Annotated in this window: 27 protein-coding genes, 1 tRNA gene and 2 pseudogenes; 16 read left to right on the top strand and 14 right to left on the bottom strand. The window is 65.8% G+C overall.

What is annotated here, in order from left to right:
• Together WA317_RS05810 and nth are read right to left on the bottom strand one after the other, a co-directional pair.
• Positions 1-245 (bottom strand): annotated as a pseudogene (locus WA317_RS05810) (TlpA family protein disulfide reductase); the annotation flags it as partial.
• A gap of 13 nt (positions 246-258) precedes the next feature.
• The gene (nth, locus tag WA317_RS05805; RefSeq protein ID WP_425172128.1) at positions 259-945 is read right to left on the bottom strand and encodes an endonuclease III; all 687 of its coding nucleotides are present in this window, start codon (positions 943-945) and stop codon (positions 259-261) included.
• 217 nt (positions 946-1162) lie between these two features.
• On the opposite strand from nth, the pseudogene WA317_RS05800 reads away from it, so the two are divergent.
• A pseudogene (locus WA317_RS05800) lies at positions 1163-1348 on the top strand (hypothetical protein); the annotation flags it as partial.
• Positions 1349-1586: 238 nt separating this feature from the next.
• Positions 1587-2261: a cAMP-activated global transcriptional regulator CRP gene (gene crp / locus WA317_RS05795; protein WP_425172127.1), complete on the top strand. Its 675-nt coding sequence runs from the start codon at positions 1587-1589 to the stop codon at positions 2259-2261.
• A 77-nt stretch (positions 2262-2338) separates the two neighbouring features.
• Here crp and WA317_RS05790 read toward each other — a convergent pair whose 3' ends face one another.
• Genes WA317_RS05790 through WA317_RS05780 form a run of 3 tightly spaced genes read right to left on the bottom strand, consistent with a single transcriptional unit; the run spans position 2339 to position 3754 of the window.
• Entirely contained in the window at positions 2339-3124 is a 786-nt protein-coding gene (locus tag WA317_RS05790) for an MBL fold metallo-hydrolase (protein ID WP_425172126.1), read from the bottom strand.
• Between the two features lie 7 nt (positions 3125-3131).
• Positions 3132-3596 carry a RidA family protein gene (locus WA317_RS05785; RefSeq protein ID WP_425172125.1) on the bottom strand — a complete coding sequence of 155 codons (465 nt, stop codon included), beginning with the start codon at positions 3594-3596 and terminating at the stop codon, positions 3132-3134.
• Positions 3593-3754, bottom strand: a complete 162-nt coding sequence (locus WA317_RS05780) for a hypothetical protein (RefSeq protein WP_425172124.1) — start codon at positions 3752-3754, stop codon at positions 3593-3595. The genes WA317_RS05785 and WA317_RS05780 overlap by 4 nt, the downstream gene beginning before the upstream one ends.
• A gap of 69 nt (positions 3755-3823) precedes the next feature.
• On the opposite strand from WA317_RS05780, the gene WA317_RS05775 reads away from it, so the two are divergent.
• Both WA317_RS05775 and WA317_RS05770 read left to right on the top strand, forming a co-directional pair.
• Entirely contained in the window at positions 3824-4849 is a 1026-nt protein-coding gene (locus WA317_RS05775) for an ArsA-related P-loop ATPase (protein WP_425172123.1), read from the top strand.
• A complete protein-coding gene (locus WA317_RS05770; RefSeq protein WP_425172122.1) occupies positions 4846-5991 on the top strand; it encodes an ArsA family ATPase in 1146 nt (381 codons plus the stop codon). Before WA317_RS05775 ends, WA317_RS05770 begins: the two co-directional genes overlap by 4 nt.
• A gap of 10 nt (positions 5992-6001) precedes the next feature.
• On the opposite strand, the gene WA317_RS05765 is transcribed toward WA317_RS05770, so the two are convergent.
• Positions 6002-6355 (bottom strand): WhiB family transcriptional regulator, encoded by a 354-nt coding sequence (locus WA317_RS05765; protein ID WP_425172121.1) that lies wholly within the window; start codon positions 6353-6355, stop codon positions 6002-6004.
• Positions 6356-6695: 340 nt separating this feature from the next.
• Between WA317_RS05765 and ponA2 the strand changes: the two genes are divergently transcribed.
• From ponA2 to WA317_RS05725, 8 genes are all read left to right on the top strand, one after another.
• Positions 6696-9122 (top strand): transglycosylase/D,D-transpeptidase PonA2, encoded by a 2427-nt coding sequence (gene ponA2, locus WA317_RS05760; protein WP_425172120.1) that lies wholly within the window; start codon positions 6696-6698, stop codon positions 9120-9122.
• A gap of 25 nt (positions 9123-9147) precedes the next feature.
• Positions 9148-10098, top strand: coding sequence for a metallophosphoesterase (locus tag WA317_RS05755; RefSeq protein WP_425172119.1), 951 nt, complete (start codon positions 9148-9150; stop codon positions 10096-10098).
• The gene (locus WA317_RS05750; protein ID WP_425172118.1) at positions 10095-11201 is read left to right on the top strand and encodes a PLP-dependent cysteine synthase family protein; all 1107 of its coding nucleotides are present in this window, start codon (positions 10095-10097) and stop codon (positions 11199-11201) included. The genes WA317_RS05755 and WA317_RS05750 overlap by 4 nt, the downstream gene beginning before the upstream one ends.
• Positions 11202-11551: 350 nt before the next feature.
• Positions 11552-11625, top strand: a tRNA-Pro gene (locus tag WA317_RS05745).
• Between the two features lie 17 nt (positions 11626-11642).
• On the top strand, positions 11643-12413 hold the full coding sequence (locus WA317_RS05740) for an Rv3717 family N-acetylmuramoyl-L-alanine amidase (protein WP_425172117.1): 771 nt from the start codon (positions 11643-11645) through the stop codon (positions 12411-12413).
• A gap of 83 nt (positions 12414-12496) precedes the next feature.
• Positions 12497-14284, top strand: coding sequence for a thiamine pyrophosphate-requiring protein (locus tag WA317_RS05735; protein ID WP_425172116.1), 1788 nt, complete (start codon positions 12497-12499; stop codon positions 14282-14284).
• Between the two features lie 85 nt (positions 14285-14369).
• Entirely contained in the window at positions 14370-15737 is a 1368-nt protein-coding gene (locus WA317_RS05730; RefSeq protein ID WP_425172115.1) for an HNH endonuclease signature motif containing protein, read from the top strand.
• Between the two features lie 126 nt (positions 15738-15863).
• The gene (locus WA317_RS05725; RefSeq protein WP_425172129.1) at positions 15864-16823 is read left to right on the top strand and encodes an iron-containing redox enzyme family protein; all 960 of its coding nucleotides are present in this window, start codon (positions 15864-15866) and stop codon (positions 16821-16823) included.
• On the opposite strand, the gene WA317_RS05720 is transcribed toward WA317_RS05725, so the two are convergent.
• The 8 genes from WA317_RS05720 to WA317_RS05685 form a co-directional block, all read right to left on the bottom strand.
• On the bottom strand, positions 16803-17009 hold the full coding sequence (locus tag WA317_RS05720; RefSeq protein WP_425172114.1) for a CDGSH iron-sulfur domain-containing protein: 207 nt from the start codon (positions 17007-17009) through the stop codon (positions 16803-16805). The two genes, WA317_RS05725 and WA317_RS05720, sit on opposite strands and share 21 nt — an antisense overlap.
• Before the next feature lie 5 nt (positions 17010-17014).
• Positions 17015-17707: a HemK2/MTQ2 family protein methyltransferase gene (locus WA317_RS05715; RefSeq protein WP_425172113.1), complete on the bottom strand. Its 693-nt coding sequence runs from the start codon at positions 17705-17707 to the stop codon at positions 17015-17017.
• 104 nt (positions 17708-17811) lie between these two features.
• A complete protein-coding gene (locus tag WA317_RS05710) occupies positions 17812-18141 on the bottom strand; it encodes a DUF2795 domain-containing protein (RefSeq protein WP_425172112.1) in 330 nt (109 codons plus the stop codon).
• A gap of 13 nt (positions 18142-18154) precedes the next feature.
• Positions 18155-18715: a type 1 glutamine amidotransferase domain-containing protein gene (locus WA317_RS05705; RefSeq protein ID WP_425172111.1), complete on the bottom strand. Its 561-nt coding sequence runs from the start codon at positions 18713-18715 to the stop codon at positions 18155-18157.
• A 14-nt stretch (positions 18716-18729) separates the two neighbouring features.
• A complete protein-coding gene (locus WA317_RS05700) occupies positions 18730-19899 on the bottom strand; it encodes a zinc-dependent alcohol dehydrogenase (RefSeq protein ID WP_425172110.1) in 1170 nt (389 codons plus the stop codon).
• Entirely contained in the window at positions 19896-20837 is a 942-nt protein-coding gene (locus WA317_RS05695; protein ID WP_425172109.1) for an SRPBCC family protein, read from the bottom strand. The genes WA317_RS05700 and WA317_RS05695 overlap by 4 nt, the downstream gene beginning before the upstream one ends.
• On the bottom strand, positions 20830-21834 hold the full coding sequence (locus WA317_RS05690; RefSeq protein ID WP_425172108.1) for an LLM class F420-dependent oxidoreductase: 1005 nt from the start codon (positions 21832-21834) through the stop codon (positions 20830-20832). Before WA317_RS05690 ends, WA317_RS05695 begins: the two co-directional genes overlap by 8 nt.
• A gap of 67 nt (positions 21835-21901) precedes the next feature.
• Complete coding sequence (locus WA317_RS05685; RefSeq protein WP_425172107.1) at positions 21902-22366, bottom strand: GatB/YqeY domain-containing protein; 465 nt, start codon at positions 22364-22366, stop codon at positions 21902-21904.
• 107 nt (positions 22367-22473) lie between these two features.
• Here WA317_RS05685 and WA317_RS05680 point away from each other — a divergent pair, with 107 nt between their 5' ends.
• The 4 genes from WA317_RS05680 to WA317_RS05665 all read left to right on the top strand — a co-directional run.
• Positions 22474-23688: a hypothetical protein gene (locus WA317_RS05680; protein ID WP_425172106.1), complete on the top strand. Its 1215-nt coding sequence runs from the start codon at positions 22474-22476 to the stop codon at positions 23686-23688.
• 13 nt (positions 23689-23701) lie between these two features.
• Entirely contained in the window at positions 23702-24355 is a 654-nt protein-coding gene (locus WA317_RS05675) for a DUF4129 domain-containing protein (protein WP_425172105.1), read from the top strand.
• A 14-nt stretch (positions 24356-24369) separates the two neighbouring features.
• The gene (locus WA317_RS05670) at positions 24370-25488 is read left to right on the top strand and encodes a DUF4350 domain-containing protein (RefSeq protein WP_425172104.1); all 1119 of its coding nucleotides are present in this window, start codon (positions 24370-24372) and stop codon (positions 25486-25488) included.
• Positions 25485-26427 (top strand): AAA family ATPase (locus WA317_RS05665; protein ID WP_425172103.1); only part of this gene is annotated, 943 nt, incomplete at its 3' end. The genes WA317_RS05670 and WA317_RS05665, both read left to right, overlap by 4 nt.

Raw genomic sequence — 26427 nt, 5'->3', positions numbered from 1 at the left:
GGCACAGTGTTCACAGCTGCGCGGCAGGGCGGCAGATGAGCGCGCTGCCGCGGACCGGCCAGCGCCGCGGGGGTGTCGGCGTCGCGGTGCTCCTGTTCGGTGCCCGGCGCGGTCGATCCGGGAGTCACGCCCGCCGGACCGGAGGAGGTGTGGCGCAACTCGACCGCGTACCCCACGATGAGCAACGCGACGACCGCCAGGACGGCAACTGTCCAGCGGGTGGTGCGGTGGGTTGACACGGTCATCGCCGACTCAGAGTCAGGTGTCAAGACCGGCCAGGGCCAGCAGATGCGCGGTTTCAGGGCCTTTCACCAGCGCCGCGGCGATCAGCGGTTCGGTCGGACCGGTGCCGAACGACGGGCAGTCCTTGGCCAGTACACAGACGCCGCAGGCAGGTTTGCGCGCGTGGCACACCCGACGACCGTGAAAGATCACCCGGTGACTGAGCAGGGTCCACTCCCTGCGTTCAATCAATTCGCCGACCGCCTGCTCGACCTTGACGGGGTCCTGTTCGCTGGTCCAACGCCAACGCCGGACCAGCCGCCCGAAGTGGGTATCGACGGTGATTCCCGGGATGTCGAATGCGTTGCCAAGGATCACGTTGGCCGTCTTGCGCCCGACTCCGGGCAGCGACACCAACTCGTCCATCGTCGACGGCACCTCACCGTCGAAGCGCTCGAGGAGAGCCTGGCCGAGGCGGATCAGTGAGTTGGCCTTGTTGCGGTAGAAACCGGTCGGACGAATCAGGTTCTCGAGTTCTTCGCGGTCGGCTGCTGCGTAGTCCTGCGCAGAGCGGTAGCGGGCGAACAACGCCGGTGTCGTGAGATTGACGCCTTTGTCAGTGCTTTGCGCCGACAATATGGTGGCAACCGTCAATTCGAGTGCGTTGGTGAAATCCAGCTCGCAGTAGACATGTGGAAAAGCTTGCGCCAGAGTCCGATTCATCCGGCGGGCACGCCGCACCAAGCCAGTCCGGGTCTCGGAGGACCAGCGCCGCGCCGCGGCGGCGCCGGACGCGACAGGCGTTGGCCCAGCAGGGCCGGAAGACTTACCCGCTATCACGCTCGACAGCGTAGGTTATTCGTGATCCCGCTGAGATCTTCGGCGTGTTTACTTGCGACTTGTGTCGATTCTGCTAGCGGTGCTTGTCCCGGCATTGCTCATGCTGGCAACCTTAGGGCTGAGTCGGCTGGAAGCGGAGTTGGTCCGTGACACCGTCACCGCGTGCGACGTTGCAGATTTCCTAGCGCAGGCTGAGGCCGTCGATGTCGGCACGCTGGCGCGAGTCGGGATGCCGGAGGCATTGGACGATATGTATCGCCGCCGGACGGAGCGAATCGAAGAGGCTGCGGTCCAACCCGGCGCACCGAACTGGCGGCACAAGCATTCCCGAGCGAATCCGTAGTTCGGTGACTCGACGTATCAATCGTGTGTAGCGTTGGCACGTCGGGTTAACGGCTTACCTTTAGACTCAGCTCAGCAACCGTAGATCTGGGAGCTGCCCAGCATCCCGCCTGCGGGAGCGAGCCGGGCAATCGGGGCGATAGACCTGCGCCAGTACGTATTGAACAGAGCTAAGGGGCAACGTGGACGAGATCCTGGCGAGGGCCGGAATCTTCCAGGGGGTCGAACCGAGCGCCGTCGCCGCGCTGACCAAACAATTGCAGCCTGTCGACTTCCCGCGTGGACACACGGTTTTCGCAGAAGGGGAGCCAGGCGACCGGCTGTACATCATCATGTCCGGGAAGGTCAAAATCGGCCGACGCTCTCCGGATGGCCGCGAGAATCTACTGACGATCATGGGTCCGTCGGACATGTTCGGCGAATTGTCGATCTTCGACCCGGGACCGCGAACGTCCAGCGCGACAACCATCACCGAGGTGCGGGCGGTGTCGATGGACCGCGATGCACTGCGGGCCTGGATCGCCGACCGGCCTGAGATCGCCGAGCAACTGCTGCGAGTGCTGGCCCGCCGGCTGCGGCGCACCAACAACAACCTCGCGGATCTGATCTTCACCGACGTGCCGGGCCGAGTCGCCAAGCAGCTACTGCAGCTGGCTCAGCGGTTCGGCACCCAGGAGGGCGGCGCGATGCGGGTCACCCACGACCTGACCCAGGAGGAGATCGCACAGCTGGTGGGTGCGTCGCGGGAGACGGTGAACAAAGCGCTGGCCGACTTCGCCCACCGCGGCTGGATTCGGTTGGAGGGCAAGAGTGTGCTGATCTCCGACTCCGAGCGGCTCGCGCGCCGAGCGAGGTAAGCGCGCGCGAAGCGCGGGCGCAACCGAGCGAGCATCCGACCCCGAGCGAGGTAAGCGCGCGCGAAGCGCGGCGCAATCTAGCGACGCAGATAATCCAGTTGCGCCTGCACCGACTTCTCGGCGGCGTCCCACAGTTGCTCGTCGACGTCGGTGTAGACGTGTTCGACGACCTGGCGGGCGCTGGCGTCGTCACCCAGATCGACGAGCGCCGAGCGGACTTGCTGCAGCCGCTGCTCGCGGTGCGCCAGGTATTCCGCGGCGGCAGCCGACAGATCGGCCAGCTCCGGCCCGTGCCCGGGCAGCACTGTGCGTCGGCCCAGTCCGCGCAGCCGGTGCAGCGAATCCAGGTAGTCGGCCAGGCTGCCGTCGTCACTGTCGATGACGGTGGTGCCGCGACCGAGCACCGTGTCGGCGGTCAGCACGGCATCGTCGAGCACGAACGACAGCGAGTCGGCGGTGTGCCCCGGGGTGGTCAGCACCGAGATTGCCAGGCCCGCCGCCTCGATCACTTCGCCGTCGCGCAGTTCGGCAGACCGGCCGCGCAGGAACCCGCTGCCGGCCGACCGAACCGGCGCACCGGTCAACTCGACCAGCTTGTCGATGCCGTCGGTGTGGTCGGGGTGCCGGTGGCTGATCAGCACCAGAGCGACGTTTCCCACCGCCGCGACCCGGGCGATGTGTTCGTCGTCGTCGGGGCCGGGATCGACGATCACTGACTCCTTGCTGCCCGGGGCCCGCAGCACCCAGGTGTTGGTGCCTTCGAGCGTCATCAGGCCCGGGTTGTCGGCCAACAGCACCGACGCGGTTTCGGTCACGGGGCGCAGTTCACCGTATGCCGGGTGCGTCAGTGCCTGGCCGGACATCGCCGCGCTACCCCACCTCGACGATCAATTCGACTTCCACCGGTGCGTCGAGCGGCAACTCCGAAACTCCCACCGCCGAGCGGGCATGCACACCGCTGTCGCCGAACACTTCACGCAACAGGTCGGAGGCCCCGTTGATCACGCCGGGCTGGCCGTTGAATCCGGGCCCGGACGCGACGTAACCCACCACCTTGACGACTTGCTTCACTGCGTCGATACCCACCAGCGAATCCACCGCCGCCAGCGCGTTCAGCGCACAGATCCGCGCCAGCCCGTGACCCTGCTCGGGACTGACCGTCAGGCCGACCTTGCCCGACAGCGTCAGCTTCCCGTCCCGCAATGGCAGCTGGCCGGCGGTATAGACCAGGTTGCCGGTGCGCACGGCGGGTACGTAGGCGGCGAGCGGCTTGGCCACCTGGGGAAGCTCGATGCCCAGCTCTAAGAGCCGGGCCTGGAAAGATTCAGCGCTCACTTGGGACGCTTGAGGTAGGCGACGTGCTGTTCACCGGTCGGCCCGGGCAGCACAGCGACCAACTCCCAGCCGTCGGCGCCCCACTGGTCGAGAATCTGCTTGGTCGCGTGGGTCAGCAGCGGAACAGTGGCGTACTCCCAGAGGGTGGGTTGGGTCATAACTGGAGCTTATCGGTCGTCCGATCACCGATCAGGCGCACCGCAGGCAGCCGGCTTGGTTAGCATGCGTTGGTGGCACCCACATCGGACGGCGGCCGCGTTGCCGGCTGGCCATCGCGCCTGGCGAAGGCTCGACTGCATTTCGTGAGCGGCAAAGGGGGCACCGGCAAGTCGACCGTCGCCGCCGCCTTGGCGCTGACGATGGCAGCCGGGGGACGCAAAGTCCTGCTGGTGGAAGTTGAAGGGCGCCAAGGGATCGCGCAGCTTTTCGACGTGCCGCCGCTGCCCTATCAGGAAGTCAAGATCGCCACCGCCGAGCGGGGCGGCCAGGTCAACGCGCTGGCGATCAACATCGAGGCGGCGTTCCTGGAATACCTCGACATGTTCTATAACCTCGGCATCGCCGGCCGCGCCATGCGCCGAATCGGTGCGATCGAGTTCGCGACGACGATCGCGCCGGGGCTGCGTGATGTGCTGCTCACCGGCAAGGTCAAGGAGTCGGTGGTGCGCGTCGACAAGAGGTCCAAGAACTTGGTCTACGACGCGGTCGTCGTCGACGCACCACCGACGGGGCGCATCGCGCGCTTCCTCGACGTCACCAAGGCGGTGGCCGATCTGGCCAAGGGTGGCCCGGTGTACGCCCAGAGCGAGGGCGTCGTGAACCTGCTGCACTCGGAGCAGACCGCCGTGCACCTTGTCACCCTGCTCGAGGCGCTGCCCATGCAGGAGACCATCGAGGCGATCGACGAGCTCCAGCGGCTGGGCCTGCCGATCGGCAGTGTGATCGTCAACCGCAACATCCCGGCGTATCTGCCGTCCGCGGACCTGGCGAAGGCCGCCGAGGGCGTCATCGACGCCGACTCGGTGCGAGCCGGCTTGGCCAGGGCCGGAATCAAGCTGTCCGACGCCGACTTCGCCGGTCTGCTGACCGAGACGATCCAGCACGCCACCCGGATTACCGCCCGCGCCGAGAACGCCGAGCAGCTCGAGGAGCTGCAGGTGCCCCGGCTGCAGCTACCCACCATCACCGACGGCGTCGACCTCGGCAGTCTTTACGAGCTCTCCGAAGTGCTTGCCCAGCAGGGAGTCCGATGAGCGTCACACCGGAAACGTTGGACATCGCCGCGATGCTCGCCGATACCTCCAACCGGGTCGTGGTGTGCTGCGGGGCGGGCGGTGTCGGCAAGACGACCACCGCCGCGGCGATGGCGCTGCGCGCAGCCGAATACGGCCGCACGGTGGTTGTGCTGACCATCGATCCCGCGAAACGGCTCGCGCAAGCGCTGGGGATCAGCGACCTCGGCAACTCACCTCAGCGCGTTCCGCTTGCACCGGAAGTGTCCGGGCAGCTCCACGCGATGATGCTCGACATGCGCCGCACGTTCGACGAAATGGTGGTGCAGTACTCCGGACCCGACCGCGCACAAGCGATTTTGGACAACCAGTTCTATCAGACCGTCGCCACCTCGCTCGCCGGCACGCAGGAGTACATGGCGATGGAGAAACTGGGTCAACTCTTGAGCGAGGACCGCTGGGATCTGGTGGTGGTCGACACCCCACCGTCGCGTAACGCCCTGGACTTCCTGGACGCGCCGAAACGGCTGGGTAGCTTCATGGACAGCCGGCTATGGCGGCTGCTGCTGGGATCGGGCCGCGGAATCGGACGACTGGTCACCGGTGCCGTGGGGCTGGCAATGAGAGCCATGTCGACCATTTTGGGCTCGCGAATGCTCTCGGATGCAGCAGCATTCGTACAATCACTGGACGCCACCTTCGGCGGCTTCCGGGAGAAGGCGGACCGCACCTACGCGCTGCTGAAGCGACGGGGCACCCAGTTCGTGGTGGTGTCGGCGGCCGAACCGGACGCGCTGCGGGAGGCGGCGTTCTTCGTCGACCGGCTGTCGCAGGAACAGATGCCGCTGGCCGGGCTGATCTTGAACCGCACCCACCCGATGCTCAGTGCGCTGCCGGTCGAGCGTGCCATCGACGCCACCGAGACCCTCGCCGCCGCGGCCGACCCCGACGAGTCCGCCCAGATCGCCGGCGCGGTACTGCGGATCCATGCGGACCGCGCGGTGATCGCCAGGCGGGAGATCCGGCTGCTGTCGCGGTTCACCGGGGCGCATCCGCACGTCGCCATGGTGGGGGTCCCGTCACTGCCGTTCGACGTCTCAGATCTGGAGGCGCTGCGAACGATCGCCGATCAGTTGACGGCCACGCCGGTGGCCGCAAGTTAGCGAGAAGAACTTAGCCAGCGCTGCGGTGCTTGCGCTGCCCAGCGAAGAACTCCGCCCACGACACCACCTCGGGGTGCTGCTTGAGCAGCGCACGGCGCTGACGCTCCGTCATTCCGCCCCAGACGCCGAATTCCACCCGGTTGTCCAGCGCGTCGGCGCCGCACTCCAGCATGACCGGACAGTGCCGGCAGATCACGGCGGCTTTGCGCTGGGCAGCACCGCGAACGAACAGCTCGTCAGGATCGGTGGCCCGGCACAGGGCTTTGGACACCCATGCGATGCGAGACTCAGCGTCCGCGCGATAAACGGTGCTGCTGACAGGTGTTGTCGTCGCTTTACGCACCGCGGGCCGTGTTCCTGACACCAGCGCTCCCCTTCGCTCCGGCCTCCGTTACGGGGCCCTTACCCTCAGTGCATTTTCGCGATGCGACCTACGCCACACTATGCACGTTGGTGTTACCTGTATCTCAGTGTGTGTCTAAGTTAGGTGGTCAGGTACCAATTGCGCAACAGTTTGGTACGCCCTTTTTGGGACGGCCGTGCAGTCCGATCGTGATAACGGGCTCATAACGGGCGTCGGACGCTCGAACTTGCCCCATTTCGGGTGCCGTCCACATCACTCGCGGTCCCATGAACAGCCGCGGTGAGTTCGGCTCAGGTGAGCGATTTCAGGCTCAACAAGCGGCGTCGCTACTGTAGTAGCCATGTCGGAGCGCCCCGCGACGGGTATCACGATCCTCAAGTTGGCAGGCGTTTGCCTGCTGGCCAGTGTGGTCGTCGCGGCTTTGATGTTCCCAGCGGCCGGCGGACTCGGGCTGATGTCCAACCGGGCGTCCGAGGTCGTCGCCAACGGCTCGGCCCAACTGGTCGCCGGCGACGTGCCCGCGGTGACCACGATGGTCGATGCCAAAGGCAACACCATCGCGTGGCTGTACTCGCAACGCCGGTTCGAGGTACCCAGCGACAAGATTGCCAACACGATGAAGCTGGCAATCGTTTCGATCGAAGACAAACGGTTTGCCGAGCACAACGGTGTGGACTGGAAGGGCACCCTGACCGGGCTGGCCGGCTATGCCTCTGGCGACGTCGACACCCGCGGTGGCTCGACGATCGAGCAGCAGTACGTGAAGAATTACCAGCTGCTGGTCCTCGCCCAGACCGACGCAGAGAAGCGTGCAGCCGTTGAGACCACGCCGGCGCGCAAGCTGCGTGAAATCCGCATGGCGCTCACGCTCGACAAGACTTTCACCAAACCGGAGATTCTGACCCGCTACCTCAACCTGGTGTCGTTCGGTAACAACGCTTTCGGTGTGCAAGACGCCGCGCAGACCTACTTCGGCGTCAACGCGCTGGATTTGAACTGGCAACAGGCGGCGCTGCTGGCCGGGCTGGTGCAGTCGACCAGCTCGCTGAACCCTTACACCAATCCGGAGGGGGCACTGGCGCGCCGAAACGTGGTGCTGGACACCATGATCGACAACCTGCCCGCGGAGGCCGACGCGCTGCGAGCCGCGAAGGCGGAGCCGCTGGGCATTCTGCCGCAGCCCAACGAGCTGCCGCGCGGGTGCATCGCCGCGGGTGACCGCGCCTTCTTCTGCGACTACGTGCAGGCCTACCTGGCGCGTGCCGGAATCAGCAAAGAGCAACTGGCCCGCGGCGGCTATCTGGTCCGCACCAATCTCGACCCCGACGTGCAGACACCGGTCAAGCAGGCGGTCGACAGTATCGCCAGCCCGGACCTGAACGGTATTGCCAGTGTGATGAGCGTGATCCGGCCCGGCCGCGACTCGCATCGTGTCGTCGCCATGGCCAGCAACCGGCGATACGGACTGAACACCGAAGCGGGCGAGACGATGCGGCCACAGCCGTTCTCGATGGTCGGTGACGGGGCCGGGTCGATTTTCAAGATCTTCACCACCGCGGCCGCAATGGACATGGGCATGGGCATCAACACCGTGCTCGACGTGCCGGGAAGTTTCCAGACCAAGGGCATGGGCAGCGGCGGGGCCAAGGGCTGCCCGAAGGAGACCTGGTGTGTGGTGAACGCCGGCAGTTACCGGGGTTCGATGAATGTCACCGATGCGCTGGCCACCTCGCCCAACACCGCGTTCGCCAAGCTGATCTCGCGGATCGGCGTGCCGCGCACCGTGGACATGGCGATCAAGTTGGGCCTGCGGTCCTACGCCGATCCGGGCAGCGCGCGCGACTACGACCCGAACAGCAACGAGAGCCTGGCCGACTTCATCAAACGGCAGAACATCGGATCGTTCACCTTGGGACCGTTCGAGTTGAACGCACTGGAATTGTCCAACGTCGCGGCGACGCTGGGGTCCGGCGGCGTATGGTGCCCGCCGAACCCGGTCGACAAGCTCATCGACCGGGACGGCAACGAGGTCGGGGTCACCAACGAAGCTTGCGACCAGGTGGTGCCGGAGGGGCTGGCCAACACGTTGGCCAACGCATTGAGCAAGGACTCGCAGGCCGGGGGAACCGCGTCGGGTTCGGCCGGCGCTGCGGGCTGGAATCTGCCGATGTCGGGTAAGACCGGCACCACCGAAGCGCACCGCTCCTCAGGCTTTGTCGGCTTCACCAACCAGTACGCGGCGGCCAACTACATCTACGACGACTCCACCTCGCCATCGGACCTGTGCTCGTTTCCACTGCGGCGATGCGGCAACGGCGACCTGTACGGCGGTAACGAACCCGCGCGCACCTGGTTCACCGCGATGAAGCCGATTGCCACCAAGTACGGTGACATCCACCTGCCACCGACCGATCCCCGCTACGTCGACGGCGGTCCCGGTTCCCGGGTGCCCAGTGTGGCCGGCCTGGACTTCGACGAGGCCCGCCAGCGTCTCAAGGACGCCGGCTTCCAAGTCGCCGACCAGCCCAGCTCGGTCAACAGCACGGCGAAGTACGGTGAGGTGGTCGGCACCTCCCCGAACGGTCAGACGATTCCGGGCTCGGTCATCACGGTTCAGACCAGCAACGGCATTGCGCCGGCCCCCGCGCCGCCGCCCGAGATGCAGGGTCCGGTGCCGGTCGGTTCGACGATCGTCGAGATCCCGGGCCTGCCGCCGATCACGATCCCGCTGTTGGCGCCGCCGCCGCCCGGCGAGCCGCCCCCGTAGCCGATTCGGGCAGTAGGCTGCGTTCATGTCTGCCGCACTGAAATCCACCGGCGCCGCCGTCCTCGGGTCGGCTGTCGCGGGGGCGGGTTACGCCTCGATTATCGAGCGCAACGCGTTCGTGTTGCGTGAACTGACAATGCCTGTGTTGACCCCGGGTTCGTCGCCGCTGCGGGTGCTGCACATCAGTGATCTGCACATGCGGCCCAACCAACGCCGCAAACAGGCGTGGCTGCGGGAGCTGGCCGGCTGGGAACCCGACCTGGTCGTCAACACCGGCGACAACCTGGCGCACCCCAAGGCGGTGCCGGCAGTGGTGCAGAGCCTGGGTGATCTACTGTCGCGGCCGGGTGTCTTCATCTTCGGCAGCAACGACTACTTCGGCCCGCGTCTGAAGAACCCGCTGAACTATCTGACCAACCCGGGCCATCGTGTGCAGGGTGAGCCGCTGCCCTGGCAGGATCTGCGGGCGGCTTTCACCGAGCGCGGCTGGCTGGACCTGACGCACAACCGCCGCGAGTTGGAGGTGTCGGGATTGCACGTCGCTGCTGCCGGCGTCGACGACCCGCATATCGCGCGCGACCGCTACGAGACGATCGCGGGCCCGGCCAGCCCGGCCGCCAATCTGCGGCTCGGACTGACCCATTCCCCGGAACCGCGGGTGCTGGACCGCTTCGCGGCCGACGGCTATCAGCTGGTGATGGCCGGCCACACCCACGGCGGCCAGCTGTGCCTGCCGTTCTACGGCGCGATCGTGACCAACTCCGGGTTGGACCGGTCCCGCGCCAAGGGCGCGTCTCGTTGGGGCGCGACGATGCGGTTGCACGTATCCGCGGGTATCGGCACCTCGCCGTTCGCACCGCTGCGGTTCTGCTGCCGACCGGAGGCCACCCTGCTGACCCTCATCGCAGCGCCGACCGGCGGGCGTGATTCGACCAGCGACCTGAGCCGGTCACAGCCGACCGCTTCCGTGCGTTGACGCCCCAGACCCGGATCGCGGTTCGCAGTCAACCACGCTGCTGGGCAGACAACGCGATTCGGCTGATCGAGGCGGACGCGCGCCGGAGCGCGGATACTCATCTGCTGCGCTATCCGCTGCCGTCGGCCTGGGAAGCCGACGCGGATGTCGCGCTCTACCTCAAAGACGAGACGACGCACATCACCGGCAGCCTCAAGCACCGGCTGGCCCGCTCACTGTTCCTTTACGCACTGTGCAACGGCTGGATCAGCGAGGGCACCACGGTGGTCGAGGCGTCGTCGGGTTCGACCGCCGTGTCCGAGGCGTACTTCGCCGCCTTGCTGGGTCTGCCGTTCATCGCTGTGATGCCGGAGTCGACCAGCGCAGCCAAAGTGGCGCTGATCGAAGCGCGCGGTGGCTTTTGCCATTTCGTGGCGAACGCGCGCGACGTCTACGCCGACGCGGAGCGCCTGGCGCGGGAGACCGGTGGCCACTACCTCGATCAGTTCACCAACGCCGAACGGGCCACCGACTGGCGCGGCAACAACAACATCGCCGAGTCGATCTACTTTCAGTTGCGCGAGGAACGCCATCTTGTCCCGGAATGGATCGTCGTCGGCGCGGGCACCGGCGGAACCAGCGCGACAATCGGCCGCTACATCCGCTACCGGCGGCACGCCACCCGGTTATGCGTCGTCGACCCGGAGAACTCGGCGTTCTTTCCGGCCTACGCCGAATCCCGCTTCGACATCGTCATGACCGCGTCGTCGCGCATCGAAGGGATCGGCCGCCCAAGAGTGGAGCCGTCGTTTCTGCCGACGGTGGTGGACCGGATGGTCGCGGTGCCGGACGCCGCGTCGATAGCGACGGCCCGTCACGCCAGCACCGTGCTGGGCCGACGCGTGGGTGCCTCGACCGGCACCAACTTGTGGGGAGCCTTCGGGCTGCTTGCCGAAATGGTCGCCGAGGGACGTAGCGGTTCGGTGGTCACACTGCTCGCGGACAGCGGCGACCGCTATGTCGACACTTACTTCTGCGACGAGTGGGTGGCCGCCCACGGGCTGGACCCGTCTGCGCCTGCCGAGATGCTGACGAAGTTCGAGGGTTCCTGCCACTGGGAGTGATCCCAGGAATCGACGTCGGGCACTTCGTTTTCCGGTGCGGTCACCCAGAGCCAGAGCACCGCGATTCCCAACAGTCCGCCGAACACTACGGCGCCCAATAACGTCATAGCCCTCTCGCTTCCTCGCACCCGATTACTCGTCGTTCCATTAGTCTGCTCAACGCCACCGACATCACGGTTCTTCCATCGCGGAATGTGGGGCAGTCGTCGCGCGTGACCCGGTGTGACCTGCAACACTCCGGCCGCCCCGCGGCCCAGCAGAGCGACCCACTGCCAATACCCCGCGCGCCGGTCAGTCAATCGCGTTTGGTCACCCGGCGGGCTGGTGCGATACGCTGTCGTGGCTTTATGCGGGGTGTGGCGCAGCTTGGTAGCGCGCTTCGTTCGGGACGAAGAGGCCGTGGGTTCGAATCCCGCCACCCCGACCCAGTCAGGAGCACTCGTGACGGATCACCGGCGCTTGCCACCGTGGATTTCCTCCGGACTGGCTGCTGCGCTGCTCGTCATCGCAAGTCTGTTGTCGGTCTCGTCGATGCAAGCGCCGCGCGCCAGGGCAGCGCCCAACATCGCCGGGATGGCGGTGTTTTTAGACCCGGGGCACAGCGGCGCCAACGACGCATCGATCACCCGGCAGGTCCCCAACGGTCGAGGCGGAACCAAGGACTGCCAGACGACGGGAACGGCGACAGCTGACGGGTATCCCGAGCACAGCCTGAACTGGTCCGTCGTGCAACAGATCCGCGTTGCGCTCGATCAACTAGGTGTGCGGACCGAACTGTCCCGCGCCGACGACAGCAGCGTCGGGCCCTGCGTCGATCAGCGCGCGGCGGCGGCCAATGGCATGCATCCGGACGCGATTGTCAGCGTCCACGCCGACAGCGGACCACCAGGCGGTCGAGGGTTTCACGTCAACTACTCGAGCCCACCCTTGAATGACGCGCAAAGTGGCCCCGCGATGCAGTTGGCGACCACCATGCGCGACGCGTTGGCAGGCGCCGGCATGCCGACGTCGACGTATCTCGGGTCGGGCGGGTTGTACGGCCGTGCGGATCTTGCCGGCTTGAATCTGGCTCAATACCCGGCGGTCCTCGTCGAGCTCGGCAACATGAAGAACGGCGACGACGCCCGGCAGATGGAAAGTGCGGACGGCCGTGCTGCTTACGCCGCGGCGGTGACCCAAGGAATCGTCGCGTATTTGAGTGGGCACGCTTAGGCCGCTGGCTGCGAGTCTGAGCCCACTACGCGGTGGGTATTCACCTGTCTGATTCAAGAGAGAGACAGGGAAGAGGTTGTTGCATGGCCAGCGCCACGGTTGCCGACTTCGTGTTGGAACGATTGCGTGATTGGGGGGTAGAGAAGGTTTTCGGATATGCGGGTGACGGAATCAACGGACTGCTCGGAGCATGGGGCCGGGCTGAGAACAAGCCGAAGTTCGTCCAATCCCGCCACGAGGAGATGTCCGCATTCGAAGCGGTCGGTTACGCGAAGTTCAGCGGCAAGATCGGTGTGTGCACGGCGACTTCGGGACCCGGCGCGATTCATCTGCTGAACGGTCTTTATGACGCGAAACTCGATCACGTACCCGTGCTGGCCATCGTCGGACAGACCAACCGCAGCGCTATCGGCGGCTCCTATCAGCAGGAAGTCGACCTGGCCAACCTGTTCAAGGACGTCGCCAGTGACTACGTGCAGACGGTCACGGTGCCTGAGCAGCTGCCCAATGTGCTGGACCGAGCGATACGGACCGCGCTGAGCAGGCGAGCGCCTACCGCAGTCATCATTCCTTCCGACGTGCAAGAGCTCGAATACTCTCCGCCCACACACGAATTCAAGATGGTCCCATCCAGTCTCGGATTCGAATGGCCGCAAACCGAACCGTCGCGCAAGGGTTTGCAGCGTGCCGCCGACGTGCTCAACGCCGGCGAGCGGGTGGCAATGCTGGTCGGTTGCGGCGCGAGAGGAGCGGTTGCCGAGGTCACCGAGGTGGCCGAAGTGCTCGGCGCCGGTGTCGCCAAAGCCCTACTGGGTAAAGACGTTCTGTCCGACGAGCTGCCGTGGGTGACCGGCGCCATCGGGTTGCTGGGCACGCGTCCGAGTTACGAGCTGATGCGCGACTGCGACACATTGCTGACCATCGGCTCGAGCTTCCCGTATTCACAATTCCTTCCGGAGTTCGGTCAGGCCCGCGGTGTGCAGATCGACATCGACCCGGCGCTGATCGGCATGCGGTATCCCAACGAGGTGAACCTGGTCGGTGATGCCGCCGCGACGCTGCGGGCGCTGCTGCCGCTGATCGAGCGGAAGTCGGACCGATCCTGGCGGGAGGCCATCGAGAAGAATGTGCAGCGCTGGTGGGAGACCATGGCGATGGAAGCCGAGGTGTGGGCCGATCCGATCAACCCTATGCGGTTGTTCGCCGACGTGTCGCCGAAGCTGCCCGACAACGTGATCGTCACCGCCGACTCCGGCTCAGCGGCGAATTGGTATGCGCGCCATCTGAAGTTCCGTAACGGTATGCGCGGCTCGCTGTCCGGCACGCTGGCCACGATGGGACCTGGGGTGCCCTATGGCATCGGTGCCAAGTTCGCCCACCCTGATCGTCCGGTCATCGTCTTCGAAGGCGACGGCGCGATGCAGATGAACGGGTTGGCCGAATTGATCACGATTGCCCACTACTGGAGGGAATGGACCGATCCACGATTGATCGTCGCGGTGCTGCACAACAACGATTTGAACCAAGTCACCTGGGAGATGCGCGCGATGGGCGGCGCACCGAAATTCCCTGAATCGCAGACCTTGCCCGACGTGGACTATGCCGGCTTCGCGGCCAGCCTGGGGTTGGGTTCGGCAACCCTGACCGACCCGGGCCAGATTGCATCGGCGTGGGATCAAGCTCTAAGAGCCGATCGCCCAACGGTTCTCGACGTGCACTGTGATCCGGACGTCCCTCCGGTGCCGCCGCACGCCACCTTCGACCAGATGAAATCTGCAGCCAGCGCTGTCCTACGCGGCGACGAGAATGCGTTCGGGATCATGAAGGAAGGCATCAAAATAAAGGCGCAGGAATTTCTGCCTCATCGCTAGAACGGCGCCCTGTTCTCGTTCGAATCACTTGCGTAACATCGGTTTCAGAGGTTTATTGTCGGTGGTCGCCGATAACATTTCCGGCATGGCAGCCAGCAGTCGCGAAGAGATCGTCGCCGCGTTCGACGCGTTACGCGACGCCGTCTCCGGTCTGGCTGACCTGTCGTTCGATGCGCTGACCACACCCGAACGGCTCGGCTTGCTCGAACGCCTCGAGCACGACTGCCGGCGGCTGCCGGTGGTGCGGCATGCGTTGATCAACGGTGTGCGCCACCAAGCCAGCGCGGCGGAGATCGGCGGCAAGCTCTCCCATGTGTTGGCCGACCGGTGCGGTATCACCCGCAGCGACGCCAACCGACGCATCGAAGAAGCCCAAGATCTCGGGGATCGGCAAGTGTTGAGTGGTGAGCCGTTGCCGGCGCAGTTGGCCGCCACCGCCGCCGCCCAACGCGCCGGCACCCTGGGTGAGGGCCATGTGCGGGTGATCCGCGGATTCCTGCACCAGTTGCCGTGCTGGATCGACGCGCCCACCCGCGAACACGCCGAAGCCCAACTCGCTCACTACGCCACCCAATACCGGCCGGAGTTGTTGGCCAAGCTGGCCGCCAAACTCGCCGAGGTGCTCAACCCCGACGGCAACTTTTCCGACGAGGACCGCGCCCGCCGCCGCGGCCTGACCCTGGGCACACAGGATCGTGACGGCATGACCGCGCTGCGGGGCTGGCTCACCCCGGCCGCACGCGCCGCCCTAGAAGCCGTGCTGGCCAAACTCGCCGCCCCCGGCATGGCAAACCCGCACGACATCGAACCGGTGCTTGATGGCGCACCCTCACAAGAAGCCGTCGACCGCGACACCCGCACCCCGGCCCAACGCAACCACGACGCCCTGCACACCGCCGCCCGCGCCGTCCTCGCCTCCGGTCAACTCGGCCAGCACAACGGTCTACCGGCCACCATCATCGTCACCACTACCCTGCACGACTTAGAGGCCGGTGCGGGCACCGCGCTGACCGGTGGCGGCACCCTGCTGCCCATGCGTGATGTCATCGCCATGGCCCGCCACGCTAATCACTATTTGGCGATCTTCGACAAGGGCGAAGCCCTCGGCCTGTATCACACCAAACGGCTGGCCTCACCCGCGCAGCGGATAGTGCTCTACGCGAAAGACCGCGGCTGCTCGCACCCCGGCTGTGAAGTCCCCGGTTACCTATGCGAAGTGCACCACGTTCGGGAATGGGCCGACTGCGGCCGCACCGACATCGACCAGCTCACCTTCGCCTGCGGCGCCCACCACCGCCTGATCAAACCCGGCGGCTGGACCACCCGGCAACGCCGCGACGGCCGCACCGAATGGATCCCACCACCCCATCTCGACCGCGATCAATCCCGAACGAACCCTTTTCACCACCCTGAAAAGCTTCTGCGGAGTGCGGACGACGACAGGTCGGACTGACTTGCCTCGCGAGGCGTCGGCGTCCGCGCCGTTTGACGGGTGCCGGACTACGGGTACAGCACTCCCGTGACGAAGCCCGTGCTCACAGTGGAACCACGCCTTCCAGCGGCCTACGGGCCGCTGTCGATGGCTATCCGCCGTTGTCTCACCGAACCCGCACCCCGGGATCAGCTCAATCGCATCGCAGCCTCAGTGCGTGACTCCGATCCTTACGGCCTCGATCTGCACCTCGCGTTGTACATGTGCTACGAGTTGCACTATCGCGGCTTCGCCGGGGTCGACCCGACCTGGGAGTGGAATCCCGCGCTGCTGTATTTACGCGCACAATTGGAGCGTGCTTTTCTGACGGAAGTGCGCCGCGACGTCGGGCCCATCGAGCCGGAAGACACCGCGATCGCCGAGATGGACGCGCTCACAATCGAACCCGCTGATGGTGACGGCCCGTCGTACTATCTGCGCGAAACCGGGACCTGGGAGCAGATGCGCGAATACTTCGTGCACCGCTCGCTGTATCACCTCAAGGAAGGCGACCCGCACGCCTTCGCGATCCCGCGACTGACCGGACAGGCCAAAGCCTCCTTCGTCGCCGTGGAATTCGACGAATTCGGTGCCGGGCGCGGTGCCTATCTGCATCAGCAATTGTTCGCCGATTTGATGGACGCCGCCGGGCTGGACTCGACGTATCTCGGTTACCTCGACTACGTTCCGGCCGAATCGCTCGCGGTAGTGAACCTGATGTCGATGTTCGGGTTGCATCGCTGGCTGCGTGGCGCGGCGATCGGGCATTTCGCGTCGACGGAAATCACCTCTTCGCCCGGCTCGCGCCGGCTGGTCGAGGCGTTGCAACGACTGGATGCACCAATGGAATGCGTCACGTTCTACCGCGAGCACGTCGAAGCTGACGCGGTGCACGAACAGGTGGTACGAATGGATGTGGTCGGCGATCTGGTGGCGCGCGAACCGCAACTCGACCAGGACGTGGTGTTCGGTATCCGCGCGAATGCAGTTGTCGAGAACCGGTTGGCCGACTTGATCATTGCGGCCTGGAAAGCAGGAGAAACGTCGTTACGACGCCCGCTCGGCTGACTTAGCGGGCCGGCACTTGCGGTGACTGGTGTCGCACAGCGGGTACTCTTTGCTGCGCCGACAGGTACAGATCGCGACCATGAACCGGTCCGATTCCACCACCCGCCCGCTCGGCATCTCGATCCGCACCGGACCCGCCACCAACACCGGCCCGTTCGGAACCACCTGCACTCGAGTGGATTCCACGCGGGTCACAGCTTGTCCGCCCGGATTACGATGAGCTCCTCTTTCCGGCAGCCGGTTCGCAGCCGGCCGGTGTCCTCCAACCACTTCGCGTGTGCTGAAAGCACCGGTCCGAACGGAATCCACTGCGAGGCAACAATTGCAGCGTCCATGCCGGCGGATCGCAATTTCTTCAATGACCTGTCGGCGTCCGCGAAGGCGGATTGCACCACCAGCATCGAGCCGCCGTCGCGCAGCAGTTTCGGTGCCGCTTCACACAACGGATCCAAGATGACCCGACCGTCGGCGCCACCGTTCCAGGACCATTCCGGACCGGCCGACGACGGGATCAGCTCGGAATCAGCTTCCGGCGCAATGGGAACATACGGCGGGTTGGACACGATCACATCGAACGGCTCGCAGCTCAGGGCTCCCGTCCACGATCCTTCGCGGACATCGATGTCGACTCCCGCATCCACAGCGTTGCCGCGTGAACACCGCACGGCCCGTGGGCAGATGTCGAATGCGGTGACGCTCGCGGCACCCATTTCGGCTGCGGCGATCGCGACGAAACCACTGCCGGTACACAGATCCAGCACGTGCCGCCCCGGAACCAGCGCGGTGCGCTCCATCGTCTCGACCAGCAGTTGCGAGTCTTGTTGCGGCGGATACACCCCGTCAACGGCCGAAGGACCGCTGGAGGCCGGATAGGTGATGGTCACGGGAGCCTTTCGACGTCGTGATCGCCGCGGCGATCACGGCTCGTCGTGACTGATGCCCGCATTTAACATGGTTGAAACCGAAGTAATCGCCGTGATGACTTACTTCACGAACCCCGGTTTTCACCCAATTCCTCGACGATGGGGTTGACTGGCCCGACGTCCTTGGCACTCTGCGCCATGTTCGCCTTGGTGTGCACGCGGTGCGCTTCGGCTTTCTGTGCGTCGGTGAGGTCGTCGTCATCGGTCAATGCCACCGACGACAGCACCTCGGTAAAGTTTGCATAGGTTTCCGGAGGAATCGCCCGCAGAGCGCGACCGGTGTCCTCGTCGCAGCCGTTACGGTTGGCCGCTTCGAGTAAAGCATTCTTATCGGCCGGATAGTCAACGTCGTTGAGGTACTGACGAAGTCGGCTGCGTGTGGTTGCCGCTGCCATCTGGTCTACCTCGTCACCCGCGAATTGACGCGTCGGAGAACTGTTCGACGATCGTCGAGCAGAACGCCGGGAGGTCGCGCGGCGAGCGACTGGTGATCAGATTCCCGTCGACCACGACTTCCTCGTCGACTACATTCGCACCGGCATTGCGCAAGTCGGTGCGAATGCTCGGATACGACGTCAGCGTCCGCCCTTTCGCCACACCCGCCTCGACCAGCGTCCACGGGCCGTGGCAGATCGCCGCAACCGGCTTCCCCGAGCCGACGAAGTCACGCACGAACGACACCGCTGAACTGTCCAACCGCAGCTTGTCCGGATTCACCGTGCCGCCCGGCAACACGAGTCCGTCGTAGTCGTCGACCGACACCTTCGACACCTCGCGGTCGACGGGAAAGGTTCCAGCCGGTTCCAGATCGTGGTTACGCGCCTGAATCTCACCCGATTTCAGCGACAGTAACTCGACCGTCGCACCCGCCTCTTCCAAAGCGGCGCGCGGTTCTTCCAGCTCTACCTTCTCCACACCGTCTGCCGCGAGAATCGCGACTTTCTTGCCGTTCAGTTGTTGAACTGCCATGACTTTTGCGCTCCTTAGGGTTTGAGGATGACCTTGGTGCAGTTGTCTTGTTTGTGTTTGAAGATCTCGTAGCCGTGCGGCGCCTGCTCCAGACCCAGGTGGTGGGTGATGATGAAAGTCGGGTCGATGTCGCCCTTGCGGATTCGATCGAGCAGAGGTCGCATGTACCGGTGCACATGACACTGGCCGGTTTTGATGGTCAGCGACCGGTTCATGACGGCGCCGATGGGGAACTTGTCCATCAATCCGCCGTACACGCCTACGATCGAAATAGTGCCGCCGTTCCGGCAACTCATCGCTGCTTCCCGAATTGCGTGTGGCCGTTCGGTTTCCAGGCGCGCGGCCTGCTTGACCCGATCGTAGGCGTCCACCACGGTCGATCCGCTGCGGGCCTCCATGCCCGCCGCGTCGATGCAGTGATCAGGTCCCCGGCCCCCGGTCAGATCCAGCAGCTCCTCGAGCACTGAGGTTTCGCCGAAGTTGATCGGTATCGCACCCTGCTGCTCGGCCAGCGCCAACCGATACGGCACCCGGTCAATCGCAATGACTTTCGCGGCACCGAGCAGGTAAGCGCTGACGATGGCGAACAACCCCACCGGTCCCGCACCCCAGACGGCGACGACGTCGGTTGGCTTGATGTCACACATTTCGGCGGCCATGTAGCCGGTGGGCAAGATATCGGACAAGAACAGCACCTGCTCGTCGGTCAGGTCGTCCTCAATTTTCAGCGGTCCCACATCGGCGAATGGGACGCGCGCGTATTCGGCCTGCCCACCTGCGAATCCGCCCAGCATGTGTGAATAGCCGAACAATCCCGCCGGCGAGTGACCCATGAACTTCTCGGCAATACCGGCGTTCGGATTGGAGTTCTCACAGAGTGAATACAGGTCGCGCTCGCAGGCCGAGCATGCACCGCAAGCGATCGGAAACGGCACCACAACCCGATCGCCGACGGAGAGGTTCGTCACCGCCTTACCGACTTCGACGATCTCACCCATGAATTCGTGGCCGAGCACATCACCATGCTTGACGGTCGGGATGTAGCCGTCGTACAGGTGCAGGTCCGATCCGCAGATTGCGGTCGAGGTGATCCGCACGATGGCGTCTCGGTCGTTCAAGATCTTGGGATCCGGAACCGTCTGCACCTCAACGCTGTTGCGTCCCGCGTACACCGTGGCTTTCATCGGTCCGCTCCTTTCCCCGCCGCATGTGGTTGCGCCGGCCGTTGGTGCATCTGCCTGATCGCGGCCGTGCCTTCCGGTGACCCGTCGGACCGCAGCACCTGACCAGTCTCGAGTAGTTGCTTCAACCGGCGAAGGTCGTCGTTGACCTGCTGTTCGGGTGACTCGCCGAGGACGGTCGCGGCCGCCTTGCCCAGCACGCCACCGGGAATGTGATAGCCGATGGTGACGTGGACCTCGGTGCCGCCGGCCGGCGCGGCGGTGAAGTCGACGCTGCCGCTGTTCTGCACAGCCGACCCCGGCAGCGATTCCCAGGCAATGCGTGTGCCGGGCTGGTCCTCGATGATCTGCGCTTCCCACTGCACCTGCTGGCCGACGGGCGCGTTGGCGACCCAACGCGACCGCTCCGCCGACTCCGCGGTCACCGACTTGAGGTGGTACATGAACGACGGCAGGTTCTCCAATTCACGCCAGAACTGGTAGACGTCCTGGGGCTCGCGCTGCACGGTGACCGCCGCGCGCAGCATGCGGTGACGGGGCGCGTTCGCGTGACGACCGGTGCTGCCGTCGCGGGTGGTGCGCAGCGCGGCGTAGAGATCGACGGCACCGATCCCAGCCAGGGCGAGCGCCGAAACCGTGCCCCGGCCGCGCTGTCCTTGCCCGCGCTTGGCGACTCCGGCAAGCAGCACACCGACGTCCAAGACGTCGCCGGCGACCCTGGTCCACACCAGCTTGCTCGGACCGAACAGCAGGGCGGCGGCATGGCCGCACTCGCGCAGCCCCAACGCCCTGATCACCGGCCGTGACCGGCTGGTGTCGTCCACACCGGCAGCTGCGGCGACTCGCCGCGGTGCCAGCACCTCGGTGAGGCCCAGCCCGAGGCTGGCGGCGCCGAGTCCCTTCACCAGGGCGTTGGTCGCGGCCACCGAGCTTTCACTCATGGCTATCTCCTTTACTCGAGGCACCCCGCAACGCTTGCAGCAGCGGTTCGGCCGCCTCCTTGAGGAACAAGTCCTGGGTATCGCCACCGATCTGGATCAGGGCGATGTCGGTGAAGCCGGCTTCCCAAAAGGGCCGGACCGCCTCCACGATGCCATCCAGGTCGGGGCCGCACGGAATGCTCTCGGCGACGTCCTCCGGCCGGACGAACTGCGTCGCACCGGCGAAACCGGCGGGCGTGGGCAGGTCCGCGTTGACCTTCCAACCGCCGCCGAACCAGCGGAACTGGTCGTGAGCCCGTTCGACGGCGGTATCGCGGTCGGGATCCCAACACACCGGTATCTGCCCGACCACGCGACCGCCGTCACCCGACCCCGAGCCCTGACGCGCAGCATGCCAGCCGTCGACGAGCTCCTTCGTGGGTTCGACGGCGATCAAGTGGTCACCGATCGTCGCGAACTGGTCGATCGACTTCGGGCCGCTCACCGCCACGCCGATACCGACCCGGGTCTCCGGCAGGTCCCACAATCGCGCGGAATCCACCTCGAAGTAGTCACCGCGCCAGTCGACCAACCCGCCGTCGAACAGGGCGCGGATGATCTCGATGGCTTCGACCAGCATCTCCTGCCGGCGCACGACGGTCGGCCAACCTCTGCCGACGACATGTTCGTTGAGGTTCTCCCCGCTGCCCAGCCCCAGGGTGAATCGCCCGTCGGCGAGGATCTGCAACGTCGCCGCCTGCTGAGCGACGATCACCGGGTGATACCGGATCGTCGGGCAGGTCACGTAGGTGTAGAGATCGACGTGCTGGGTTTGGTGCGCGATGGCGCCCAGCACGGTCCACGCATTCGGCGCGTGGCCCTGCGACGCCAGCCAAGGAGAGAAATGGTCGCTGGAAACCTCGAAGTCGAAGCCCCGCTCCTCGGCTGAAACCGCATACCTGACAAGGTCTTTGGGTGGGCTCTGCTCCGTCATCAGCGTGTAGCCAAACCGGGTCATGCCCACACGGGTACCCCGGTGCCACGGGAGCAAACGGCTGATCGAGTCGAACGCGCCGGTTAAGAAGTCAGAGCCGGTTCGTCACCGCTGCCGACAAGCGGGCGCCATCGGCCTTGCCCGCCGCGATCGCAGTGGCGGCTTTCATCACCAGCCCCATCTGCTTCTTGGTCGGCCGCTCCCCCAACTGCTCGGCCACCTGCGCTAACGCCGTGTCGACGACATCGGCCAACTCACCTTCGGTCAGCGGGGCGGGCAGATACTCGTCGATCACCCGGGCTTCGGCGAGCTCGTTGGCCGCGAGCTCACCCCGGCCGTTTTGGGCGTAGATCTCGGCGGATTCGCCGCGCTTCCGCGACTCCCGGGCCATCACTTTGAGCACCTCGTCGTCGGGCAGCTCACGCGACTGCTTTCCCGAGACCTCCTCGTTCTGGACTGCCGCCAGGAGCATTCGCAGTGTCGCGGTTCGCAACTTGTCCTGCGTCTTCATCGCATCGGTGAGATCGGCCCGCAGTCGCGACTTGAGTTCGGCCATGGGCAAGACGGTACGCGCCGCACCGGGGCGGGGCGGTCAGTGATTGACATTGCCTCGATGCCGGACAGGATGGAAGCCATGATCAACGACGACGGCGGCTCGATTCGGTGAGCACGCCGCCGGCCGACTACCCGGATCACCTGCCCGACTATCCGCCGCCGGGTTACGGATTCGCCGGGTATGCACCGCCTGCGTTCGCACCGCCGTCTTACGGCGCTGCACCGCCGGGTTACGGATCGCCGCCCGGTTATGGGACCCCGACCGGTTACCAACCGCCACCGCGATACGGGCCGCCCGGCTACGGGCCGCCGACGGGGCGTCCGCCACCTCGCTACGGACCACCACCCGGCTACGGACCACCGCCGGGCTACGGTGCACCCTTCGGCTTCGGCGCCGCGTCGCCGGTCTCGCCCGCGCCGCTGAAACCCGGCGTCATTCCACTGCGACCGCTGAGCCTGAGCGACATCTTCAATGGCGCGGTCGGCTACGTGCGCGCCAATCCCAAGCCGACGTTGGGGTTCACTGCCGCCATCGTCGTCGTCGTCCAGGTCTTCGCGCTGATCGCCAAGTTGGGACCACTGGCCACGGATTACCTCGCAGTAGGGGCCAACACTTTCGTCATGTGGCTGGGCGACATACTGCTCGCCGGCATCCTCACCGTGATTGTGGGCCGCGCGGTGTTCGGGTCGACGATCACTGTGGCCGAAGCCTGGCCGAAGGTTCGCGGCCGCCTGCTCGCCCTCATCGGGCTCGCCGCCGTGGAAGCCGGCGGCCTGACGCTGCTGGGTCTCGCCGGGGGGTTGATACTCGCCGTTATCAAAGTGGTCGGCAACGGCGCGGCGTTCGTCTTCGGCCTTCCGTTGGTACTCGCCGTCGCCGCGATCATCGGCTACTTCTACACCTTGCTGTCGTTTGCCCCTGTGCTCATCGTGCTGGAACGACTTCCGGTAATCGACTCGATCACCCGGTCGATCGCGTTGGTGCGCAACGGCTTCTGGCGGGTTCTCGGTATCCGGACGCTGGCCGCCGTCGTGGCGATCGTCGTCGGGTATGCCGTGGCGGCACCCCTTACCCTGGCCGGTCAGTTCATGGTGGCGACGCATTCCAGCGGCCCGGTGTTGGTCGGTACCACGCTTACCACCGTCGGGTCGGCGATCGGTCAGATCATCACCACGCCGTTCAGCGCCGGAGTGGTCGTCTTGCTGTACACCGACCGCCGGATACGCGCCGAGGCGTTCGACCTGGTGCTGCAATCCGGCGCGGCGGGCGGACCGCAGGCGACCGCGTCCACCGACTATCTCTGGCTGACCCGGCCGGTTTGAGAACAGGCTGACGTTGCCCGCTATCGACATCGACCGCGATGCCGCGCACGATGCTGCCCAGCGCGAACTGGCCAAGCCGATTTATCCCAGAGCGTCCGTGTCGCAGCGGTTGCACGACTGGGTCAACGAACTGCTGCAGCGCTTCATGCGGACGAGTGAAGTGGTGCCCGGCGGCTGGTTGGGCATCATCGCGCTGTTCATCGTGCTGGCGCTCGCAGTCACGCTGGCCGTCCGTGTGTTGCGGCGCACCATCCGCGCCAGGCGCGGCGCTGACTATCCGCTGTTCGACGCCGACAAGCTCAGCGCCGCGCAGCATCGCGCCAGCGCCGAGCAGCACGCGGCGCAAGGCGACTGGGCCGTCGCGATACGGCACCGGCTGCGCGCGGTCGCCCGGGAATTGGAGGAAAGCGGTGTCCTGGATCCGGTTGCGGGCCGCACCGCGGGCGAGCTGGCCCAGGATGCCGGCGACCGCCGTCCGCATCTGCACCACGAGTTCGCGCAAGCATCAGCCATTTTCAACGATGTCACTTATGGCGCCTTACCGGGCACGGCGGCCGGATACCACCTGATCGCCGGGCTCGACGACCACTTGCGGTCACGCCGGCCCGCCGACTCTGCTGCGGCGCAACAGCCGGCTGTCACCGAGTCGTGGGCGCGGGTCCGGTGACAACCGCCGGGTCTATGGCGCCCGCGGTGCGGCGTCGAGGCACCTGGCTGTGGGTGGTGCTGATACTGGTCGTTCTCGCCGTGGTCGGCGCTGCCACTGCCTATCTGACCGCGGAACGCCCCGGCGGCCGGATGGACCCGAGCTCGACAGGCCCTGAGGGTGCGCACGCTCTGCTGACACTGCTGCGCAGCTACGGTGTGGAAGTCGTCGTCGCCCAGACGGTCAGCGATGCTGAAAGCGCAGCTCGCCCGGGCAGTCTCGTGGTGTTCGCGCAGACCCAACTGGTGACCGATGATGCGCTGCTGCACCAACTGGGCGACACCTCCGCTGACCTGCTGGTGGTGGAACCGACGTCGCGGGTCAGGGCGGCGCTCACGCCGGCGCTGCGCAGCGGTGCCATCAGCAAGACCGACCTCGAACCCGACTGCGACTTGCGCGAAGCGAATCAGGCCGGGTCAGTGCAGTTCGGGCCGAGCAACACCTATAAGGCGACTGCGCACCAGGTGATCACCAGTTGCTATGCCGGAGTGCTGGTCCGCTACCGCGACGGCACACGCACAGTCACGGTCGTCGGCAACACCGGCTTCATGACCAACGGTGGCCTGCTGCGGGCGGGCAACGCTGCGCTGGCGATGAACCTCACCGGTGACCGCCCTCGGGTCGTCTGGTTCGCTCCGCGGCATCCCCAGGGCGAACCGCGTTCGGGCACAAGCATCATCGATCTGATCCCGGATAACGTCACCTGGATGGTGTGGCAGCTGTGGCTGGCCGTGCTGCTGCTGGCGCTGTGGAAAGGCCGGCGCGTGGGTCCGTTGGTGGCCGAGGATCTACCGGTCGTGGTGCGGGCGTCAGAGACCACCGAGGGCCGCGGCAGGTTGTATCGGTCCCGGCGAGCCCGCGATCGTGCTGCGCAAGCCTTGCGCAACGCGACGTTGCAGCGGTTGCTGCCCCGGCTCGGTTTGACTGCCGGCGCGCCTCCTGCGGCGGCAGCGATCGCCGTCGCCCAGCGCTGCTCAGCAGACTCCCAGTGGGCTCAGCACACGTTGTTCGGGCCCCCGCCGGCTACCGATGCCGACCTGGTACATCTGGCTCACGCGCTCGACGACATCGAAAGGCAGGTCGCACACTCATGACACAGCCGGCATCCGCACCCGCGCAGGCCCCGGCCGTGGAATCGGCGCGTCAGGCGTTGTTGGCGTTACGCGCCGAAATCGCCAAAGCCGTTGTCGGACAAGAAGCTGTGGTTAGCGGCCTGGTGGTCGCGTTGTTATGCCGAGGACATGTGCTGTTGGAAGGTGTTCCGGGTGTGGCGAAAACGCTACTCGTCCGTGCACTCGCCGCGGCTCTGCAGCTGGAATTCAAACGTGTGCAGTTCACTCCCGACCTGATGCCCGGCGACGTGACCGGATCGCTCGTGTACGACGCGCGCACCGCGGCTTTCGCGTTTCGGGCAGGCCCGGTGTTCACCAATCTCCTGTTGGCCGACGAAATCAACCGCACTCCACCCAAAACGCAAGCTGCCCTACTCGAGGCGATGGAGGAGCAGCAAGTCAGCGTGGACGGCGAGCCAAAGCCGCTGCCGGACCCATTCATTGTCGCCGCGACCCAGAATCCGATCGAATACGAAGGCACTTACCAACTGCCCGAGGCGCAGCTCGACCGCTTCCTGCTGAAGCTGAATGTGCCGCTGCCGCCCCGTGCTTCAGAAATCGCCATCCTTGGCCGGCATGCCCACGGGTTCGATCCGCAGGACTTGTCGGGTATCCGGCCGGTGGCGGGAGGGGTCGAGTTGGCCGCTGCCCGCGCGGCGGTGCGTCAGGTCCGCGTCGCCGAAGAGGTGCTCGGCTACATCGTCGACATCGTCGGGGCCACCCGCAGCTCCCCTGCTCTGCGGCTGGGTGTTTCACCCCGCGGGGCGACCGCGTTGCTGGCGACTGCGCGATCGTGGTCGTGGCTGTCCGGGCGCAACTATGTCACCCCCGACGACGTGAAAGCCATGGCCCGCCCGACGCTGCGGCACCGGGTTGCGCTTCGCCCGGAAGCCGAGCTGGAAGGCGCCACGGCCGACGGTG

Source organism: Mycobacterium sp. (assembly GCF_049802695.1).
Taxonomy (GTDB): domain Bacteria; phylum Actinomycetota; class Actinomycetes; order Mycobacteriales; family Mycobacteriaceae; genus Mycobacterium.
Note: the sequence above shows the minus strand (reverse complement) of the source record. Positions and strands in the feature narration are given on the sequence as shown.

Coding starts and splice junctions, on each gene's coding strand:
- nth (WP_425172128.1), bottom strand. CDS start 945: ATGAATCGGACTCTGGCGCAAGCTTTTCCACATGTCTACTGCGAGCTG.
- WA317_RS05790 (WP_425172126.1), bottom strand. CDS start 3,124: ATGTCCGGCCAGGCACTGACGCACCCGGCATACGGTGAACTGCGCCCC.
- WA317_RS05780 (WP_425172124.1), bottom strand. CDS start 3,754: ATGACCCAACCCACCCTCTGGGAGTACGCCACTGTTCCGCTGCTGACC.
- WA317_RS05770 (WP_425172122.1), top strand. CDS start 4,846: ATGAGCGTCACACCGGAAACGTTGGACATCGCCGCGATGCTCGCCGAT.
- ponA2 (WP_425172120.1), top strand. CDS start 6,696: ATGTCGGAGCGCCCCGCGACGGGTATCACGATCCTCAAGTTGGCAGGC.
- WA317_RS05755 (WP_425172119.1), top strand. CDS start 9,148: ATGTCTGCCGCACTGAAATCCACCGGCGCCGCCGTCCTCGGGTCGGCT.
- WA317_RS05735 (WP_425172116.1), top strand. CDS start 12,497: ATGGCCAGCGCCACGGTTGCCGACTTCGTGTTGGAACGATTGCGTGAT.
- WA317_RS05730 (WP_425172115.1), top strand. CDS start 14,370: ATGGCAGCCAGCAGTCGCGAAGAGATCGTCGCCGCGTTCGACGCGTTA.
- WA317_RS05725 (WP_425172129.1), top strand. CDS start 15,864: ATGGCTATCCGCCGTTGTCTCACCGAACCCGCACCCCGGGATCAGCTC.
- WA317_RS05710 (WP_425172112.1), bottom strand. CDS start 18,141: ATGGCAGCGGCAACCACACGCAGCCGACTTCGTCAGTACCTCAACGAC.
- WA317_RS05705 (WP_425172111.1), bottom strand. CDS start 18,715: ATGGCAGTTCAACAACTGAACGGCAAGAAAGTCGCGATTCTCGCGGCA.
- WA317_RS05700 (WP_425172110.1), bottom strand. CDS start 19,899: ATGAAAGCCACGGTGTACGCGGGACGCAACAGCGTTGAGGTGCAGACG.
- WA317_RS05695 (WP_425172109.1), bottom strand. CDS start 20,837: ATGAGTGAAAGCTCGGTGGCCGCGACCAACGCCCTGGTGAAGGGACTC.
- WA317_RS05690 (WP_425172108.1), bottom strand. CDS start 21,834: ATGACCCGGTTTGGCTACACGCTGATGACGGAGCAGAGCCCACCCAAA.
- WA317_RS05685 (WP_425172107.1), bottom strand. CDS start 22,366: ATGGCCGAACTCAAGTCGCGACTGCGGGCCGATCTCACCGATGCGATG.
- WA317_RS05670 (WP_425172104.1), top strand. CDS start 24,370: ATGGCGCCCGCGGTGCGGCGTCGAGGCACCTGGCTGTGGGTGGTGCTG.